This window comes from Arthrobacter sp. MW3 TE3886, assembly GCF_041262145.1.
In the GTDB taxonomy this organism is placed as follows: domain Bacteria; phylum Actinomycetota; class Actinomycetes; order Actinomycetales; family Micrococcaceae; genus Arthrobacter.
The window spans coordinates 711251-729893 of the sequence record NZ_JBGCAN010000001.1 but is presented as its reverse complement, the minus strand read 5'-3'; the positions used below and the strand labels follow the sequence as shown (position 1 = coordinate 729893).

General features: G+C 68.3%; 16 protein-coding genes and 1 pseudogene. 14 read left to right on the top strand and 3 right to left on the bottom strand.

What is annotated here, in order from left to right; all coding sequences use genetic code 11:
* Positions 1-81 precede the first annotated feature (81 nt).
* On the top strand, positions 82-1746 hold the full coding sequence (gene aceB / locus ABH915_RS03440) for a malate synthase A (RefSeq protein WP_370117806.1): 1665 nt from the start codon (positions 82-84) through the stop codon (positions 1744-1746).
* 219 nt (positions 1747-1965) lie between these two features.
* Here aceB and ABH915_RS03435 read toward each other — a convergent pair whose 3' ends face one another.
* Both ABH915_RS03435 and ABH915_RS03430 read right to left on the bottom strand, forming a co-directional pair.
* A complete protein-coding gene (locus ABH915_RS03435) occupies positions 1966-3150 on the bottom strand; it encodes a CynX/NimT family MFS transporter (protein ID WP_370117804.1) in 1185 nt (394 codons plus the stop codon).
* Between the two features lie 152 nt (positions 3151-3302).
* A complete protein-coding gene (locus tag ABH915_RS03430) occupies positions 3303-4514 on the bottom strand; it encodes an ROK family transcriptional regulator (RefSeq protein ID WP_370117801.1) in 1212 nt (403 codons plus the stop codon).
* A 182-nt stretch (positions 4515-4696) separates the two neighbouring features.
* Here ABH915_RS03430 and ABH915_RS03425 point away from each other — a divergent pair, with 182 nt between their 5' ends.
* The 13 genes and pseudogenes from ABH915_RS03425 to ABH915_RS03365 all read left to right on the top strand — a co-directional run bounded on the left by ABH915_RS03425 (position 4697) and on the right by ABH915_RS03365 (position 18010).
* Positions 4697-5794 carry a Gfo/Idh/MocA family protein gene (locus ABH915_RS03425; RefSeq protein ID WP_370117798.1) on the top strand — a complete coding sequence of 366 codons (1098 nt, stop codon included), beginning with the start codon at positions 4697-4699 and terminating at the stop codon, positions 5792-5794.
* Positions 5791-6645: a hypothetical protein gene (locus tag ABH915_RS03420; RefSeq protein ID WP_370117795.1), complete on the top strand. Its 855-nt coding sequence runs from the start codon at positions 5791-5793 to the stop codon at positions 6643-6645. Before ABH915_RS03425 ends, ABH915_RS03420 begins: the two co-directional genes overlap by 4 nt.
* A gap of 114 nt (positions 6646-6759) precedes the next feature.
* Entirely contained in the window at positions 6760-8085 is a 1326-nt protein-coding gene (locus tag ABH915_RS03415; RefSeq protein WP_018774365.1) for an ABC transporter substrate-binding protein, read from the top strand.
* Positions 8086-8096: 11 nt separating this feature from the next.
* The gene (locus ABH915_RS03410) at positions 8097-9056 is read left to right on the top strand and encodes a carbohydrate ABC transporter permease (RefSeq protein WP_370117791.1); all 960 of its coding nucleotides are present in this window, start codon (positions 8097-8099) and stop codon (positions 9054-9056) included.
* Complete coding sequence (locus tag ABH915_RS03405; protein ID WP_370117788.1) at positions 9056-9949, top strand: carbohydrate ABC transporter permease; 894 nt, start codon at positions 9056-9058, stop codon at positions 9947-9949. The genes ABH915_RS03410 and ABH915_RS03405 overlap by 1 nt, the downstream gene beginning before the upstream one ends.
* A gap of 81 nt (positions 9950-10030) precedes the next feature.
* Positions 10031-10786: a sugar phosphate isomerase/epimerase family protein gene (locus ABH915_RS03400; protein WP_370117785.1), complete on the top strand. Its 756-nt coding sequence runs from the start codon at positions 10031-10033 to the stop codon at positions 10784-10786.
* Complete coding sequence (locus tag ABH915_RS03395; protein ID WP_370117782.1) at positions 10783-11925, top strand: Gfo/Idh/MocA family protein; 1143 nt, start codon at positions 10783-10785, stop codon at positions 11923-11925. Before ABH915_RS03400 ends, ABH915_RS03395 begins: the two co-directional genes overlap by 4 nt.
* A 9-nt stretch (positions 11926-11934) precedes the next feature.
* Positions 11935-13129: pseudogene (locus tag ABH915_RS03390) on the top strand (Gfo/Idh/MocA family protein).
* A gap of 1 nt (position 13130) precedes the next feature.
* Positions 13131-14126, top strand: coding sequence for a sugar phosphate isomerase/epimerase family protein (locus ABH915_RS03385; RefSeq protein ID WP_370117779.1), 996 nt, complete (start codon positions 13131-13133; stop codon positions 14124-14126).
* A 153-nt stretch (positions 14127-14279) separates the two neighbouring features.
* Entirely contained in the window at positions 14280-15191 is a 912-nt protein-coding gene (locus ABH915_RS03380) for a TolB family protein (protein ID WP_370117776.1), read from the top strand.
* Between the two features lie 27 nt (positions 15192-15218).
* On the top strand, positions 15219-15755 hold the full coding sequence (locus ABH915_RS03375; protein ID WP_370117773.1) for an N-acetyltransferase family protein: 537 nt from the start codon (positions 15219-15221) through the stop codon (positions 15753-15755).
* A gap of 55 nt (positions 15756-15810) precedes the next feature.
* The gene (locus ABH915_RS03370) at positions 15811-16557 is read left to right on the top strand and encodes a DsbA family oxidoreductase (RefSeq protein WP_370117770.1); all 747 of its coding nucleotides are present in this window, start codon (positions 15811-15813) and stop codon (positions 16555-16557) included.
* 130 nt (positions 16558-16687) lie between these two features.
* Positions 16688-18010, top strand: a complete 1323-nt coding sequence (locus tag ABH915_RS03365) for a nicotinate phosphoribosyltransferase (protein ID WP_370117767.1) — start codon at positions 16688-16690, stop codon at positions 18008-18010.
* A 51-nt stretch (positions 18011-18061) separates the two neighbouring features.
* Here the strand turns inward: ABH915_RS03365 and ABH915_RS03360 are convergent, their stop codons facing one another.
* On the bottom strand, positions 18062-18604 hold the full coding sequence (locus ABH915_RS03360) for a transcriptional regulator (RefSeq protein WP_026539307.1): 543 nt from the start codon (positions 18602-18604) through the stop codon (positions 18062-18064).
* Positions 18605-18643 lie beyond the last annotated feature (39 nt).

Sequence of the window (18643 nt, the reverse complement as noted above, 5' to 3'; positions counted from 1 at the left end):
ATAGCACGCGGAGGATTGCCTTTTTCGGCCCCAACCAGCCCCGATCGCCGTCGACCTTGCTTCTCCGAGGAGAGATTTGAAATGAACAGCTTCACTGACAACTTCACTATCAACGGGATCACGTTGACCGCGCAGCCGATTTGCCGGCAGAGCGAGGTCCTGACGCCGGACGCGCTGGCGTTTGTTGCCAAGCTGCACAAGGCCACGGCCGGGCGCCGTCGGGAGCTGCTGCAGGCACGGCAGGAACGCCGCCAGCAGATCTCCAAGGGCCAGGACCCTCGGTTCCTGCGCGAGACCGAGTCCGTCCGCAACGACCCGAACTGGCGCGTCGCTCCCCCGGCCCCGGGCCTGGAGGACCGCCGCGTGGAAATCACCGGCCCGGTCGATAAGAAGATGACCATCAACGCGCTGAACTCCGGCGCCAAGGTGTGGCTCGCGGACATGGAGGACTCCTCCACCCCGTCCTGGCGCAACGTGATCCAGGGCCAGCTGAACCTGACGGACGCGCTGGAACGCCGGATCGACTTCACTTCTCCGGAGGGCAAGGAGTACAAGCTGCGCCCGGCCGGGGAATTGCCCACAGTGGTGGTCCGTCCCCGCGGCTGGCACCTGCCGGAAAAGCACATGCTCATCGACGGCACGCCAGTTGCCGGCGGGCTCGTGGACTTCGGCCTGTATTTCTTCCACAACGCCCGCCGCCTGATCGCCCAGGGCAAGGGTCCGTACTTCTACCTGCCGAAGATCGAGAGCCACCTCGAGGCACGGCTGTGGAACGACATCTTCGTCCTGGCGCAGGACCTGCTGGGCATCCCGCAGGGCACTATCCGCGCCACAGTGCTGATCGAGACCATCACTGCGGCGTTCGAAATGGAGGAGATCCTCTACGAGCTCCGGGACCATGCCGCGGGCCTGAACGCCGGCCGCTGGGACTACATCTTCTCCCTGATCAAGAACTTCCGCACCCGGGGACCGCGCTTCGTGCTCCCGGACCGCGGCCAGGTCACCATGACCCAGCCGTTCATGCGCGCCTACACCGAACAGCTCGTCCGGGCCTGCCACAAGCGCGGTGCCATGGCGATCGGCGGCATGGCCGCGGCTGTCCCCAACCGCAAAGACCAGGCTGCCAACGCGATCGCCTTCGAGAAGGTCCGCGCGGACAAGACCCGCGAGGCCGGCGACGGCTTCGACGGCTCCTGGGTGGCGCACCCGGACCTGGTGCCGGTCTGCCGCGAGGTGTTCGACGCCGTCCTCGGCGAGCGCCCGAACCAGCTCGAGCGACTCCGCGAGGACGTCACGCCGGACGACCGCGCGCTCCTGGACATCTCCGCTACCACCGGAACCATCACCGAACAGGGCATCCGGAACAACATCGAAGTGGGGATCCGCTACATCGAGTCGTGGCTGCGCGGCAACGGCGCAGTGGCCATCCACAACCTGATGGAGGACGCCGCCACCGCGGAGATCTCCCGCTCGCAGCTGTGGCAGTGGATCTTCGCCCGGGCCATCACGGACCACGGCGATGTGGTCACCCGGGAGTGGGTGGAGGACATGCTGGACGAGGAATTCGCCAAGCTGGAGCGCTTCGAGGGGGACCGTTTCGCCGACGCACGGGACATCTTCGAGGAAGTCACCCTCAGCAGCGAGTTCCCGGCGTTCCTGACGCTGCCGGCCTACGACCGCTTCCTGCATGAAGGGCGCGACGGCGCCGACGTCGCCGCCGGGGACACCGCGCTGGTTCCGGCGTAGGACTCCGCGTCCCGGGCAACCGGGTCCGCACAGATTTCCGTTGGCTGGGCTGCCAGGCCCTTCGCAACAGGCACCCCGAAATCCGGGTGGCAGTCCGGCTACGGAATATCCCCGCGTACTCGACAACGGCGTCGAGACGACAGGTAAGGCCCATGTTCCTCGCGAACATGGGCCTCATCTGTCGTCTCGATTGAAATCACCCCGGCGCTCGACAGCGAATTAGTGTGGCTTCGGCACCCGGCGCAGGGACAGCGAGGTGCCCAGGATGAACGCGGCCACGGAGCACAGGATCATCAGCAGCGGTCCGGTCCAGGCGCCGGTGGTCCCATGGACATAGCCCAGCAGGGTCGGAGCCACTGCCCCGAAGGAGTATCCCGTGCCCTGGACGACGGCGGACATCCGGGCCGCCGAGGCCTGGTCCCGCGCCAGCCGGATAATGGCCAGGAAGATCAGGGTGATGCCGCCGCCCTGGGCCACACCTCCGAAGGAGCACCACAGCCACCACAGCTCCGGTGCGAGCAGCAGGCCCACGGGTACGGTGAGCCAGAGCAGCCCCAGGGCGAGGCCTACCGCCGTCGTACTGGCGAACCGGGCCGCCAGCGGCACGCCCAGTCCGCCCACAATGGCCAGGATCTGGAAGAGCGAGGACCCTGCCCCGGCGGCCGCGGGCGCCATGCCGAGTTCGTCCGAGAGCAGGCTCGGCAGCCAGGCGGTCACTCCGTAGTAGGAGAACGCCTGCCCGGCGAACCCGAAGGTCAGCGCCGCCGTGATCCACCGGGAGGTGAGCTTGCCGGGACGCCGCGGGTCCGCCGCGGGGACGGCGGCAGGAATGAAGGCCCGCCGGCCAACCGCGATCGCCCAGACGGCGGCGGCCGCGACCGCGAAGAGGCCACTCGCGGCAATCGCGGGCCGCCAGCCCAGGAGTTCAGCCAGCGGCGCCGACACCATGGAGGTCAGGAACGAGCCGATATTCAGCGCAGCGGTGTAGGTGCCCATTGCCGCGCCCTGCCGGGCGGGGGTGAAGTCACGCCGGATGATCAGCGGGACCACGATGTTGCCGATCGTGATGGCGACGCCGAGGATCACGGTGCCCAGCATGACCAGGGCTCCCCCGCCGGCCGAGCGGACCACGACGCCGAAGAGCACGCCGAGCAGGGTCAGGGTGATGGCGAACTCGGGCCCCAGCTTGCGCCCGGCCAGCGAGGCCAGCGGCGCGGCCAGGGCAAAGCACAGCACCGGGATGCCGGTCAGGAATCCCAATTCCACCGGGGTGAACCCGAGATCGTCCTCCAGTTGGGCGATCACCGGGGCGACGGCCACCAACGGGCCGCGCATGTTCAGCGCGATGAGTCCGATCGCGAGCATGAGGAGCCAGCCGCGCGGTTCCCGGGCCAGACTGCTCATGGGGTGGGCCGGTGCACGGCGGGCGGGCTGAAATATGATTTCATCAGTCCCATTGCTATCACGGGCACCTGCCGCGCCTGCGGAATGTGACGCTGCCGTAGGTGACGCTGCCCGGGACACCCCTGCCGGGCGCGCTGCTTCCCGGAACACCCCTAGCCCGTGGCTTGCAGGGTCGCTTCAATGACGGCGGGTGAAAGCACGTGCTGCGTGACCATCTGGCTGGCGCCGAGGATGGCGGCCTGGTCGCCGGCCCGGGACACGCCGATCCGAAGATGCGTCGTGGCGAGCGGCAGCGAGCGCCGGTAAACCACTTCGCGGACGCCGGCCATCAGATGCTCTCCGGCCTGGCCGAGGCTGCCGCCGATCACAATCACCGAGGGGTTCAGGAGGTTCACGACCGTGGAGAGGACGTCGCCGAGGTCCCGGCCGGCCTGCCGCAGCGCCTGGATGGCCTGCAGGTTGCCCTCCGCGACGAGGCGCAGCACGTCGCCGCCGTCGTGCGCCTGCAGGCCCTGCTGCGTCAGCGTCTTGGCGACGGCGGGCCCGGACGCCAGGGCTTCGAGGCACCCGTAGTTCCCGCAACGGCACAGCACGTCATCGCCGCGCGGAACCCGGACGTGTCCGAGGTCGCCCGCCGTCCCGTTCGCTCCGCGCTGGAGCTGGCCGCTGCTGATGATGCCCGCCCCGATGCCGGTGGCCACCTTGATGAACAGGAAGTTTTCGTCGTCGGGCCAGTGCGCCGTGCGCTCCCCCAGCGCCATGATGTTCACATCGTTGTCCACCAGGACCGGCACCGGAAGGGACCGCTGGACATGGCGCACGACGTCGAACCCGTCCCAGCCGGGCATGATCGGCGGCTTCACCGGCATGCCGGTGGCGTGTTCCACGGGTCCGGGTAGCCCGATCCCGGCGCCGGCCAGGTCCGCGGTGCCGCGGCCGGCCCCGCCGAGCAGCCGTAGCCCTTCCTCGATCACTCGGTCCAGGACAACCACCGGGCCGTCGGCGACGTCCTGTGCCAGCCGGCGTTCCGCGAGCACTTTTCCGTTGAGATCGGTGACGGCGATGATCACATGGGTGGCGCCGACGTCGACCGCCAGGACGACGCGGGCGGCGGGGTTGAAGGCAAAGCGCGACGGCGGGCGGCCGCCGCTGGAGCTCGCCTCCCCCGCGGGGCCAACGAGTCCGGAGACCATCAGCGCGTCGATGCGGGACGCAACGGTGGACCGGGCCAGCCCGGTGGTCAGGGCCAGTTCCGCGCGGGTCCGGGCCTTGCCGTCGCGCAGGAGTTGGAAGAGGTCGCCGGCGCGGGACAGGCTGCCGCCGGCTTCGGGGGCTGGGGGTTCGGTGCCGGGGGGCGTACTCATGAGTAAGTGATAGCACGAAGACCTTCTGCATGTCACGCTTCACAAAGTTTGACACGTAGTTTCCAACTTTTGCTTGACGCCCGGCAAAAGTGTCTCTAGCTTTGGCTGTGAGCCAGATCACCGGCCTGGGCAGCCTGGCTGCCAGTGGACGGTTCCGGGACTACGAAGGGGTATGAACGAACTTGTCGAGCCAAGAACATGCGTCGCCGGGGCCGCTGGGCGTGGGGATCCTGGGTGCCGGCCCCGTCACGCAGGCGATCCACCTCCCGTCCCTCGCCAGGCTGCGGGACATCCTGGAAGTCCGTCACATCATGGACGTCGACCCGGCGGTCGCCGAATCCGTGGCCGCCCGGGTCGGGGCCCGCTTCAGTACCAGCACGGAGGAGCTTCTGGCGGATCCCGCGGTCGAAATCGTCGCGATCTGCAGCCCGCACCAGTTCCACGCCGTCCAGGTGATCGCCGCCTGCCGTGCCGGCAAGAAGGCTGTCCTGTGCGAAAAGCCCTTCGCCATGAACGGCGAGGAAGCCGTGGCCATCGCCGCCGTGTCCGCCGAATCGGGGGTGCCGATCGTCGTCGGCGCCATGCACACCTTTGACCCGGGCTGGCTGGCGGCGGAAGCGGCGTGGGGCAACCTGCCGGAACAGGTCCACACCGTCCGGTCCTCGATCGTCCTGCCGCCCAACCCCCGCTTCGAGGACTTTGCGACCGAGATCGTGGGCCGCGGCCCCGCGGCGCCCTCCGCCGCCGGCAAGGCTTCCGGCACTGATTCGGCCGCCGTGAAGGCCATGCTGACCGGCGGCGTCATGGGCCTGGCCATCCACGACCTGCCCCTGGTCCGCCGGTTCGCCCCGGATTTCCGGGATGTCGAGGTCCTGCACGCGCAGACCGTCCTGCCGTTCGGCTACGTCATCTCACTGCGGGCCGGCGCGGTGACCATCGAACTCCGCGCCGCGATGAACGGCACCTGGGAACCGTCCTGGACGTTCGAGGCCATCGGTGACGACGCCTCCCTGTCTATCGACTTCACTCCGTCCTACGTCCACGCCGGCTCGGCGACCGCCCGGATCCGGACCGCCGCCAGCACCACGGTCCTTGGCCCCTTCGGCCACAACGGTTACGAGGGCGAATGGCGCAAACTCGCCGAAATCGCCAACGGCACCGGAACGGCCCCCCGCCCGGAGACGCTGATCCACGATCTGGAATTCGCCCTCGCGATCGCCGACGCCGCCGCCGCATGCGTCGATGCCGGCGACGCCGCCTACCAGGTGGCCAGCGCATGAGCGCCCCGCTCCTGGTCCAGGCCGGACCGGACGCCGAACGGGCCGGCACCGTCGGCCCCGTCATCGCATCCCTGCCGGTTTCCTTCGCCCCTGCCGACGGCGGGCCGGACGTCGTCGCCCTCGCCGGCACCGCCGGCTGGACCGCTGCCGCCACCGAAGCGGTCCGCAGCGGAGTCCGCGGCGTCGTCGTCGTTGATCCTGTGGCGGAAGATCCCGCGGCGCTGGCCGCGGCAGCCGCCGGGGCGGGCACCGCGGTGGTCCTTGACCAGACATGGGCGTCAAACCCCATCCTCGCGGAGTCCCAGGTCGCGGTCCGGACGGCCATCGCCGACGCCCTGGCCGACGCCGTGCTGCTGGACTCCGTGGCGTGGGGCGTCCCCGGAACCGACCCCGAGGTGCTGCTCACCCGGCATCTTGGCACGGTCCTGGCCGTCGGTGTCGAGCTGAAAGACCTTCGGGTCATCCAGCGCAACTCCAACGGCTACACCGTGATCGGCAGCCTCCCGGGCGGGGCGCCGGCGGCCCTGCAGGGCATCACCACGTCCTCGCTCCCCGCGACGGCCACAGTTTCGGTCCTGACCTCGACCGGACGGGCGGACATCACCCTCCCGGACGCCTCCGCAGGCTGGCCGGCGGAGGTCCGGTCAGTCACCGCCGCCGGGGCCGCCACGTTCCCCACCACCTACGAATCGGCCCACCGGCACAGCTGGAGGCGGCTCCGCGCCGCCGTCGACTCCGGCGCCCCGGAGGCCGACCTGGAACGGTTTGCCGCCTTGACGGAACTCGTCGGGCAGCTCCACGACTCACCGCGTTCACCGCGTTCACCGCGTTCACCGCAACAACCGCACTAACTGCCCCATCTGCACTGCCAGCCTCACCTGCACTGCCAGCAAGTCCTTCCGCATCAACTCACTGTCGAGAAGACCGTCCGCGACGCCGCGGCCCGGTCATGAAAGGAAATCATCGTGACGATCAAGTCCTCTGTTACTTCCACCGCATTCTCCCGCCGGGGATTCCTGGGCTTCGCCGCAGCCGCGGCCAGCGCCCCGCTCCTCGCAGCGTGCGGCGGCGGCTCCGCATCCCAGTCCGGGGGCGGCAGCGGCGTCATCAAGTTCTGGGACATGCCGTGGGCCACGCCGGCCTACAACGACGCCGCCAAGAAGATCGCAGAGGGCTACGCGCCGGCGTCGGGCAACCTCAAGGCCAGCTACCAGACCATCCAGTGGAACAACTTCTACCAGACGTTCTCCTCGGCCATCGCCTCCAAGACCGGACCGGCGGTGTCCACCGGCGGCGGCTTCCAGGCCTTCCAGTTTGAGCAGCAGGGCCAGATCGCCTACGCGGACAAGGTCGTGGAGGAACTGAAGAAGAACGGCATGTACGACGACTTCCTGCCGGGCGTCCTGGATCCCTTCAAGTCGGACAAGGGCTACGTGGCAGTCCCATGGCAGCTGGACATGCGCGTGTTCTGGTACCGGAAGTCGCTGTTCGAGAAGGCCGGAGTGGCCCTCCCCACCGACTGGCCGACCCTGCTGGAGGCGGGCAAGGCACTGAAGAAGATCGGCGCCTTCGGCTTCACCACCGGCTCCGGTGCCGGCAACAACTACGGCAACCACTCCATGATCATGATGATGGTGAACAACGGCGGCGGCGTGTTCAATAAGGACGGCGAACTGGACGTCATGAACGACCGCAACGTCGAGGCCATCGAGTTCGTCTCGGAACTCGTCTCCAACGGCATCGTGGACCCCGCCGCGGTCAGCTACACCACCGACAACATGTCCGCCCAGTGGAAGGACAAGAAGGCAGGCTTCGGCCTGTTCCAGGTCAACGTCCCGCAGCGCGTCGGCGACACCTCGGGAGACCTTCTTGTCGCGGACCCCATCACGGGCCCGCACGGGGACAAGGCCACGATTGTCTTCCCCAACAACATCATGATGTACACAAACACGCCCTCGCAGGCATCGTCCGAGGCCTTCCTGGTCGCCTACCTGGGGCAGTTGAAGCAGCTGTGGCAGCAGAAGCTGATGTCTGCCCTGCCTGTGTTCAAGTCCATCACCGAGCTCCCCGAGTTTGCCAACGACCCCAACAACGTCAAGATCGTCAAAGAATGGCAGCCCATCGCCAAGACGTTCGCCTCGCAGGGCAACACGCTCAATGCCAACCTTGCCGTGCTCGACGGCGGCCAGGCCCTCAACCAGTTCACGCAGACCATCCTCACGGGCAAGACCGACGCCAAGTCCGCACTGCAGACGTTCCAGTCCGGACTGCAATCCGTCCTGAAGAAGTAAGCGGGCCTTCCATGGCATTGACCACAGCCCAGACCGGCCTGAGCCGGGCCCGCCGGGGCGTTGCCCCCGGCGGCCCCGGCAAGCCCGCAAACCGCAAGAGCAAGCTCAGCTCGCAGACCCGCAAGACCTTCTTCTGGCTCCTGCTGCCCTCCGTCATCCTGCTCGTCCTGATCCACGGCTACCCGCTCGTGTACGCCGGGGTGCAGGCCACACATGACGGGTCCCTGATCGAGACCGGCGAATTCGTCGGCCTGGAAAACTTCGCCAACGTCCTGGCCTCCGACGCCTTCTGGAAGGCGGCCCGCTTCACGCTCCTGTTCACGATCGTGGGAGTCTTCGGCTCCTGGCTCCTCGGGCTGGGCCTGGCCCTGCTGCTGCGCACCAAAATCCCGGCCGGCGGACTCTTCAAGGTCCTCCTGCTCCTGCCGTGGGTGGTCCCGATCGTGGTGTCCTCCACCGCCTGGAACTGGCTGGTGGGCACGCCCGACAGTCTCGTCCCGAGCATGTTCCGGAACCTCGGGCTGGGAACCCCGCTCTTCCTGGCGGACCCGACCCTCGCGGGCATCACCGTCATGGTGTTCAAGGTCTGGATCAGCTTCCCGTTCATGATGATGATGACCTCGGCGGCCCTGGCGTCCGTGGACACCACCGTCTACGAGGCCGCCAGCATGGACGGCGCCAGCCGCTGGCAGCAGTTCAGCCAGATCACGCTGCCCCTGATCGCCCGGTCCACGTACATCAGCTGGATCCTCATGACGATCTTCTGTGTGAACGACTTCCCCACCATCTATCTGCTCACCGGCGGCGGACCCGTGGACGCCACCACTTCCCTCGTCGTGCTGGCCTACCGGACCGTGTTCCAGGACTTCCAGACCGGACCCGGCGTCGCAATCGCCTTCCTTATGACAATTACCCTCGTGGTGGTCTCGGTCATCCTGTACCGCCAGATCCGAAAGTCGAGCGTCGAATAATGAGCGCAGTAGTCCACGCCCACCCCCAGTCCGGCCCTGTCCTCGGCGTCGCCGATGCCGGCAAGCCCAACCGCTCCCTGTCCGACGCCGGCCTGCGCGGCCGCTGGTGGCGCTTCGTCCTGATCCTGGCCATCACCGCCGTCGTACTCGTCCCCATCATGGTCACCGTCGTACTCGCCTTCACCCCCGGACCCACCAGCACAGCCACGGGCTTCACGCTGGAGAACTTCGGCTCCGTGTTCTCCGAGACGCTCGCGTCGACCTGGCTGCAGAACAGCCTCATCACCACGCTCAGCACGGTGGTGGTCGCGGTGGCGGTCGCCGCCCCGGCAGGCTATGTCCTCTCCCGCGGCCGCAGCAAGGCAGTCTCCGGCTACTCGCTGCTCCTGTTCGTCATGCAGTCGCTGCCCATCATCACCTCGGTGGTGCCGCTGTTCATCCTGTTCGCCGGGATGGGCCTGGTGGACAACCTGATGGGCCTGACCATCATCTACGTCGGTTCGACCATGACCGTGGCCACGTGGATGATGGCCGCCTACTTCGATTCCATCCCCATCAGCCTGGAGGAAGCCTCCTGGATCGATGGCTGTTCGGTGTTCGGCAGCTTCACGAAGGTGGTGCTGCGGAACTCGCTCCCGGGCGTTCTGTCCACCGCGATCTTCGCCTTCCTGCTGGCCTGGAACGACTACCTGGTTGCGATCGTGTTCCTGCGCTCCACAGAAATCTTCACCCTGCCCATGGGCGTGCAGTCCTTCTTCCAGCAGAATCAGACTGACTGGACATCCGTCATGGCCCTGGCTGTGATCATGATGCTCCCGCCCATCATCGTTTTCGCCGCCCTGAACAAGTACTTCAGCGTCGGCGGCATCGGCGGATCCCTCGCCGGCCGCTAGGCACTGAACCCCGACGCCGGCCGGCTGACCGCCGGGCGGCCCACCTCCTTGAGAACTACTGACTCCCCGCAAAGGAACGAAATGTCCTACTCAATCCAGCTGTACACCCTGCGCAACGCCCTCCAGGAAGACCTGCCCGGCACCATCAGGCGAGTCGCCGAGCTCGGCTTCACCCAGGTTGAGCCCTACAACTTCGTGGCCACGGCCGCCGAGCTCGGCGCCGCCCTGAAGGAAAACGGCCTGACCGCCCCGTCCGGCCACGCCCCGCTGCTGAGCCAGGACCAGGACGGAATCTTCGCCGCGGCCAAGGAACTCGGCATCAGCACGGTGATCGATCCCTACCTCCCGGCCGAGCACTGGCAGTCCGCCGGGGACATCCAGGCCACCGCCGCGAAGCTCAACGCCGCCGCCAAGAAGGGCGCCGGGTACGGCATCCGCGTCGGCTACCACAACCACGCCTGGGAGCTGGAGTCCAGCATTGAGGGACAGACCGCCCTGGAGTACTTCGCCGGACTCCTGGACCCGGAACTGGTCCTGGAAGTGGACACCTACTGGGCAGCCGTCGGCGGCCAGGACCCGGTGCAGCTGCTGCAGCGCCTCGGCGACAGGGTCAGGTTCATCCACATCAAGGACGGCCCGGTCTCCACGGACACCAAGGCGCAGCAGCCGGCCGGGCAGGGCAAGATCGCCGTGTGGGACGTCATCGCCGCGGCGCAGTCCCTCGAAGTCGGCGTCGTGGAATTCGACGACTACTCCGGCGACATCTTCGAGGGCATCGCCCAGTCCCTGGGCTACCTGCAGAGCGGTTCCGCCAGCGCGCAGGGCGTGAACGCATGAGCGCCGCAGCGAACCGTGGACCGGCAACCCGTGTGACCGGCCGCGGCCCGGTGGGCGTCGCCGTCATCGGCGCCGGCAACATCAGCAAGCAGTACCTGGACAACCTGACCGTCTTCCCCGACCTTAAGGTCCACGTGATCGCCGACCTCTTCGAAGAGGCCGCCGAGGCGCGGGCCAAGGAATACGGCATCCCGGAATGGGGCGGGGTGGACGCGGCCCTGAACCACCCCGACGTCGAAATCATCGTCAACCTGACCATCCCAGCCGCGCACGTGGAGGTGGCCACGGCCGCCGTCAACGCCGGCAAACACGTCTGGACGGAAAAGCCGTTCTCGCTGGACCGCGAATCGGGTCTGGGCCTGCTGAAAACGGCCGACGCCGCCGGGCTGCGGCTCGGCTGCGCTCCGGACACGTTCCTGGGCGCCGGGCTGCAGACCGCCCGGCGGCTGATCGAACGCGGCGACATCGGCACCCCGCTGACGGCCATGACCACGTTCCAGACGCCCGGGCCGGAATCCTGGCACCCCAACCCCGCGTTCCTCTTCCAGCACGGCGCCGGGCCCCTGTTCGACATGGGCCCGTACTACCTCACGGCCCTGGTGCAGACGTTCGGCTCCGTGCGCCGCGTGGCCGCGACCGGGTCCAAGGCCAAGGAGGTCCGGGTCATCGGTTCCGGGCCCAAGGCGGGCGAGGAATTCACGGTCGAGGTCCCCACCCACGTCTCCGCCATGGCCCAGTTCGAGTCCGGCGCGTCCTCCCACAGCGTGTTCAGCTTCGAGTCCCCGCGGCTGCGGATGGGCTTCGTGGAGATCACCGGGACCGAGGCCACCATCTCGCTGCCGGATCCGAACTACTTCGACGGCGACATCAGGCTCTGGCGCGCCGGCGACGAGGAATGGACCGTCATCCCGGCCACCGGCCCCAGCCAGGGCCGCGGCATGGGCGTGCTGGACATGGCCCGCTCCATCCGCGCCGGCGTCCCGCACCGCGCCACCGGCAACCTCGCCTACCACGTCCTGGACACCATGGTCTCGATCTCCGAGTCGGTCGATTCCGGCACGTTCATCGATGTGGAAAGCTCCGCCCCCACCTCCGCAGCCCTCCCCGAGGACTGGGACCCCACCGCTTCCACACTCTAGGAACCAGCAATGAACTCCCAAGAAACCAGCCCCGGCCCTCCCCCTTTGGGTGTGGCCATGATCGGGTACGCGTTCATGGGCAAGGCCCACTCCAACGCCTGGCGGAATGTTGCCAGCTACTTCGATGTCCCGGCCTTCGAACGGCGCGTCCTGGTCGGCCGCGATCCCGAGGGGGTCGCCGAGGCGGCCGCAAAGTACGGCTGGGCCGAGTCCGCCACGGACTGGCGTGCGGTGATCGCCCGCGATGACATCCACATCGTCGACATCTGCGCGCCGGGGTTCATGCACGCGGAAATCGCCATCGCCGCCCTGGCCGCCGGCAAGCACGTCCTGGTCGAAAAGCCGCTGGCCAACACCCTGGCCGAGGCCGAGGCCATGGCGGCGGCGGCCCGTGCCGCCCAGGACAACGGAGTGCAGTCCATGATCGGCTTCAACTACCGGCGGGTCCCCGGCCCTGGCGCTAGCCCGTGAGCTGATCACGGAGGGCCGGCTCGGCACCGTCCGGCACGTCCGCGCGGCCTACCTGCAGGACTGGCTCGTGGACCCGGACTCGCCCATGACCTGGCGGCTGAACAAGAAAACCGCCGGCTCCGGGGCCCTCGGGGACATCGCCTCCCACGCGATCGATCAGGTGCTGTTCCTCCTGGGCGAGCAGGTCACCGAGGTCTCCGGCCGGCTGCGCACCTTCACCCCGCAGCGTCCCGGCGCTGCCGGGCTGGAGGACGTGACGGTCGACGACGCCGCCTGGGCCACGCTGACCCTCGCCTCCGGGGCCATCGCCTCCGTCGAGGTCTCCCGGGTGGCCACCGGGCGGAAGAACTCGCTCACACTGGAAATCTACGGCGAGAAGGGAGCCCTGCTGTTCGATCTGGAGGACCTGAACGAGCTCGGCTTCCTCGACGCCACACTGCCGGTCCGCGAACAAGGCTTCCGCCGGATACTGGTCAACGAACCCGGGCACCCCTACCTGGAAGCATGGTGGCCGCAGGGCCACGTGCTCGGCTGGGAGCACACGTTCACGCACGAGATCCGCGACTTCCTCGTCGCGGTCGGCAACGGAACCCAGCCTTCGCCGTCGTTCGAGGACGGCCTGAACGTCCAGCGGATCCTCGCCGCGGTGGAAGAAAGCGCCGCGGCCAAGAGTTCGCTCATCCAGCTCACCCCGTCCGCACCAACGACACAAACAGCTACCGAAAGGGCCTGACATGCCCCGCCCCTACACCCTGTTCACCGGCCAGTGGGCCGACCTGCCCTTCGAGGAAGTCGCGCGCCTGGCCTCCGGCTGGGGCTACGACGGCCTGGAAATCGCCGTCTCCGGCGACCATCTGGACGCCTGGCGCTGGGACGAACCCGGCTACGTCGACTCCAAGCTCGCCATCCTGGAGAAGTACAACCTCAAGGTCTGGGCCATCTCCAACCACCTCAAGGGCCAGGCCGTGTGCGATGACCCGATCGACTTCCGGCACGAGGCGATCGTCGGGGCCAGGGTCTGGGGCGACGGCGAGCCTGAGGGCGTCCGGGCACGCGCCGCCGAGGAAATGAAGCACACCGCGCGGCTCGCCAAGGCCCTGGGCGTCGACACCGTGGTCGGGTTCACCGGATCCTCCATCTGGCAGTACGTCGCGATGTTCCCGCCCGTGCCGGAGAAGGTCATCGAGGCCGGCTACCAGGACTTCGCGGACCGCTGGAACCCCATCCTGGACGTCTTCGACGACTGCGGTGTCCGCTTCGCGCACGAGGTCCACCCCTCCGAGATCGCCTACGACTACTGGACCACCGTCCGCACCCTCGAGGCGATCGGGCACCGCGAGGCCTTCGGCCTGAACTGGGACCCGTCCCACTTCATGTGGCAGGGCATCGACCCCGTCTCCTTCATCTGGGACTTCAAGGACCGGATCTACCACGTGGACTGCAAGGACACGAAGCTCCGTCCCACCGGCCGGAACACCGTTCTGGGCTCGCACCTGCCCTGGGGCGACCCGCGCCGCGGCTGGGACTTCGTCTCGGCCGGCCGCGGGGACGTGCCCTGGGAATCGTCCTTCCGCGCCCTGACCGCGATCGGCTACGACGGCCCCATCTCGATCGAATGGGAGGACGCGGGCATGGACCGGCTCCACGGCGCCCCCGAAGCCCTCGCCGCGCTCAAGAAGTTCGACTTCCCGGCCTCGAGCACCTCCTTCGACGCCGCCTTCAAGCAGTAGCAGGTCCGGATCCGCTACGTTTCAGGACAGCCGCGGCGAAACCGGTCCGGCGCACCGCGGATCCGCGCTGCGCCGGACCGATTGCGTGGCCCTGGTCCGATGTCGCAGCGAAAACCCAACCGTCCACAAAGTTGTCATCGTCAGGAGCTTCGAGTGCCGAAAATCCCGGAAAACACCATGGCACCGCGGGAACTGCAGCCGGGCCAGCGCTGCGAGGTCTGGATCGCATCCGTCACAGGTGAGCGCGAGCTCGTGTTCACCACCCGGGACGTGCTCCTGGAGGCGCCGAACTGGACACGTGACGGCGCCGCATTCATCCTGAACGGCGCCGGGAAACTGTGGCGCTTCGAGGTCGGGAGCCGGACGATCAGTCAGGTACCCCTCACCGGGGTCCCTGACCTGAACAACGACCACGTGCTGGCGCCGGACGGCACCGGCATCTACCTCTCGGCGAACGACGGCCACATTTACCGTGCGGCGCTTGGCGGCGGCGCGGCAACCCGCCTGACCGACGACGACGGGTACTTCCACTTCCTCCACGGTGTGAGCCCGGACGGTGACGAGCTGGCCTACGTGGGCATCGAGGCCGGCGATTTCGCGCAGCCAGGCAGGCTCATGATCATCCCGGCTGGCGGTGGCGACGCCACCCTGCTGAACGTGGACGGCCACTGTGACGGGCCGGAGTACGCTCCGGACGGCGACTGGCTCTACTTCAACACCGAAGCCTTCACGAGTTCCCCCGGCCACGCCCAACTTTCCAGGCTCCGCACCTCCGACGGAGGCGCCCCGGACCAACCCGCGCTGGAACAGCTACTGACGAGCGACACGGTCGACTGGTTCCCGCACCTCGCCCCGGACGGGCGTTGGGCCAGCTACATCCGGTTCCCCGGCGGCACGGTGGGCCACCCCGCGGACCTGCCGGTCGACGTCGTGCTGGTCTCAACCGGAGACTGGACCACACCGCTGCACTGCTGGCCCCTCTTTGGCGGCCAGGGCACCCTCAACGTCAACAGCTGGTCACCGGACTCCACCCGGTTCGCCTACGTCGCCTACCCCGTCGGCTGACCCGGCCGCCGGGGCTAGGGTTTAGTTATGACCCACATACTCCGGACAGCCACCGCGGACGACGCCGGGAGGCTGGCTGCGCTCGCGGCCGTCACCTTCCCGCTGGCGTGCCCGCCGGAGTCCCGGCCGGAGGACATCGCGGCCCACCTGGCCAGCACCCTGAGCGAGGCCAATTTCCGGGCCTATCTGGCCGATCCCGAGGTAACCGTGCTGGTGATCGACGCCGACGGCGAGCTCCGCGGCTACAGCCTGCTGGTGGCCCGCCCCGCCCAGGACCCGGAGGTGGCCGCTGTCCTGAGCGAACTGCCGTGCACCGAGCTCAGCAAGTGCTACGTCCACCCGGAGCACCACGGGCTCGGCGTCTCGGCCGAACTGATGCACGCCAGCATCGGTTCGGCAGCGGCGGCCGGCGCCCGCGGGATCTGGCTCGGCGTGAACAGCCAAAACGCCCGGGCCATCCGGTTCTACGAGAAGTCCGGTTTCCGCAAGGTCGGCACCAAGTCCTTCCGGCTGGGCGACACCGTGGAACACGACTTCGTGATGGAGCGCCCGGTCACACCGTGACGAAGCCGACAGGCCGCCGGGGAATGGACCCGGCGGCGGCACGGTTGTGGCGGGCATGAAGATTGAGATCTGGTCCGACGTCGCCTGCCCCTGGTGCTACATCGGCAAACGCCGATTCGAAACCGCCCTCGCGGCCTTCCCGCACCGCGATTCCGTGGAGGTGCAGTGGCGCAGCTACCAGCTGGACCCCTCGCTCCCGGAGCACTACGACGGCACCGAACTGGACTACCTCAGCACCCGCAAGGGCATGGCGCCGGCGCAGGTGTCGCAGATGTTCGAGCACGTGGCGGGCCAGGCCAAGGGCGAGGGGCTGAACTACCGGTTCGACGCCGTCGTGGTGGCCAACAGCTTCACGGCCCACCGGCTGATCCACCTCGCCGCCGCCCACGGCCAGCAGGACGCCGCGAAGGAACGCCTGCTCAGCGACCACTTCGAACACGGCCAAGACATCGGCAGCCAGGACTACCTGACCGCCCTGGGCCTGGACCTCGGACTCGACGCCGGCGACCTGGCGGAGCTGTTCAGCACGGACGCCTACGCCGACGACGTCCGCCACGACATCGCCGAGGCCCGCGCCCTGGGGATCAGCGGCGTCCCGTTCTTCGTGATTGACCGGAAGTTCGGGCTCTCCGGAGCCCAGCCCGCGGAGACCTTCAGCGCGGCCCTCGAACAGGCGTGGCAGGACAGCCACCCGCTGGTCATGGTGAGCGCCGCCGCGGGTGCCGCCGGCGGGACGGATAGTGCCGCCGCCGGAACGGATAGTGCCGCGGGCGCCTGCGGCCCGGACGGCTGCCCCGTCTGAGCCCGGCATCGTCGAAGTCGCCGGAAACTCCCGGATTCGCCGGAAATTTCCGGCGACTCGGGGCGATTCCGGCGAACTCCCGGCACTGGCGGCATCCTGCGGCTTCGGACGGCCCGGCCTAGAGTGAATCATGAACACTTCGGCCGGACCGGACGGGCCCCGGACCTCCCTGTTTACGGACCACTATGAGCTGACGATGTTCCAGGCGGCGCTGCACTCCGGTGCGGCAAACCGCCGGTCCGTCTTCCAAGCCTTCGCCCGGGGGCTGCCGGGCGGGCGCCGGTACGGGATCGTGGCCGGCACCGGCCGGCTCCTGGAGGGGATCGCGGGCTTCCGTTTCGAGGCGGACGACCTCGATTTTCTGGCCGGGGCCGGGGTAGTCCATGAGGACACGCTGGAGCACCTGGCCGCCTTCCGGTTCTCCGGCGACATCTGGGGCTATCCGGAAGGGGAAGCCTATTTCCCGCACTCCCCCGTCCTGATCGTGGAATCGACGTTCGCCGAGGCCTGTGTCCTGGAGACCTACGTCCTGTCGGTGCTGAACCATGACAGCGCCATCGCCTCGGCCGCTTCCCGGATGATCAATGCCGCCGGCGGCAGACCCTGCATTGAGATGGGCTCCCGCCGCACGCATGAGGAAGCGGCCGCCGCGGCGGCCCGCGCGGCCGTGATCGCCGGCTTTTCCGGCACGTCCAACCTGGCCGCCGGGCGGCGCTACGGCCTGCGGACCATCGGCACCGCGGCCCACTCCTTTACGCTGGTCCACGATTCCGAGCGCGAGGCCTTCGCGGCGCAGCTGGCCTCCCTCGGGTCCGGCACCACGCTGCTCGTGGACACGTACGACGTCGAGGCGGCGGTCCGCACCGCCGTCGACCTCGCCGGAGACAAACTCGGCGCCATCCGGCTGGACTCCGGAGACCTCGTGGCCCAGGCGCGGTGGGTCCGCGAACTCCTGGACAGCCTCGGCAACGTACACACCAGGATCGTGGTGACCTCGGACCTGGACGAATTCTCCGTCGCCGCGCTCCGTTCTGCCCCGGCCGACTCCTATGGCATCGGCACGTCGCTGGTGACCGGATCCGGGGCGCCCACGGCCGGGATGGTCTACAAGCTGGTGAGCCGGGCCGGGGACTCCGGCGAGCTGACTGCCGTGGCGAAGACCTCGAAGGACAAGCTCAACGTGGGCGGACGCAAGTTCGCCGTGCGCCGCCTCGACGACCGGGGCACCGCCACCCACGAGGTCCTCGGCGTGGGCCACCCGCCGGCCGCCGGAAGAAACGGACGTCCCCTCCTGCAGCAGTTCATGAAAGACGGCGAAATCCTGCCCGGCTGGACCGGCCCGGACGCGGTGGGGCGGGCGCGGGACCGGCACACGGCTTCCATGGCGGAGCTGCCCCGGGTGGTGGACAGACTGCAGCCCGGCGAGCCGGCCATCCCCACCATCTACGAATAGAGCCCGCTAAGGCGACGCAAGACCCAAATCCCGTTCCGAAAGGACCGGGACCTAGTCTGTCGTCCGGTGCAGGACAAAGATGCCGCCGTATGCGGGCTGGTCCGATCGCTGCCGATCGCTGTCGGTGTATTCGCTCAGCACAGCGTGGATACGCGTGGTGAGGTCCTCAACATCTTCCTCGGAGAGGTGCAGGACGAAGCGTGAGAGGCTGGCGAGTGCATCCGGCCCTGCTTCCGTCAGCTCTTCCCGGAACGCCTCGAGCGGTGCCAGCGGACCGGCGGGACCGGCTTCACCCAGTGCGGTGTCCAGCTTCCAGGACCGCCCCGTGGAACGATACGGCTTCTCCAGCGCGCCGCTCTCTCCGGTGCGGACCCCCGCGGGTTCAAGGAATCCCGTTGAGAGCAATTGCCGCACGTGATAGAGCACCGTCCCCGGATCCTGGCCCAGCCGGTCGGCGAGTTGTTTGTTGGTCAGTTCGTGGAGCCCGCACAGGCGCAGGATCCTCAGGCGCAGCGGATGGGCCAACGCCTTGATCTCCCGGGCGCTCGCGACGGGTCTTTGCTGGTCCGCGCTCGCCTGCTCTGCGTCCGTCATGCCCCCATCCTACAATCGGATGTACTAGATTCAACCACC

Coding starts and splice junctions, on each gene's coding strand:
- aceB (WP_370117806.1), top strand. CDS start 82: ATGAACAGCTTCACTGACAACTTCACTATCAACGGGATCACGTTGACC.
- ABH915_RS03435 (WP_370117804.1), bottom strand. CDS start 3,150: ATGAGCAGTCTGGCCCGGGAACCGCGCGGCTGGCTCCTCATGCTCGCG.
- ABH915_RS03430 (WP_370117801.1), bottom strand. CDS start 4,514: ATGAGTACGCCCCCCGGCACCGAACCCCCAGCCCCCGAAGCCGGCGGC.
- ABH915_RS03420 (WP_370117795.1), top strand. CDS start 5,791: ATGAGCGCCCCGCTCCTGGTCCAGGCCGGACCGGACGCCGAACGGGCC.
- ABH915_RS03410 (WP_370117791.1), top strand. CDS start 8,097: ATGGCATTGACCACAGCCCAGACCGGCCTGAGCCGGGCCCGCCGGGGC.
- ABH915_RS03405 (WP_370117788.1), top strand. CDS start 9,056: ATGAGCGCAGTAGTCCACGCCCACCCCCAGTCCGGCCCTGTCCTCGGC.
- ABH915_RS03400 (WP_370117785.1), top strand. CDS start 10,031: ATGTCCTACTCAATCCAGCTGTACACCCTGCGCAACGCCCTCCAGGAA.
- ABH915_RS03395 (WP_370117782.1), top strand. CDS start 10,783: ATGAGCGCCGCAGCGAACCGTGGACCGGCAACCCGTGTGACCGGCCGC.
- ABH915_RS03385 (WP_370117779.1), top strand. CDS start 13,131: ATGCCCCGCCCCTACACCCTGTTCACCGGCCAGTGGGCCGACCTGCCC.
- ABH915_RS03375 (WP_370117773.1), top strand. CDS start 15,219: ATGACCCACATACTCCGGACAGCCACCGCGGACGACGCCGGGAGGCTG.
- ABH915_RS03370 (WP_370117770.1), top strand. CDS start 15,811: ATGAAGATTGAGATCTGGTCCGACGTCGCCTGCCCCTGGTGCTACATC.
- ABH915_RS03365 (WP_370117767.1), top strand. CDS start 16,688: ATGAACACTTCGGCCGGACCGGACGGGCCCCGGACCTCCCTGTTTACG.
- ABH915_RS03360 (WP_026539307.1), bottom strand. CDS start 18,604: ATGACGGACGCAGAGCAGGCGAGCGCGGACCAGCAAAGACCCGTCGCG.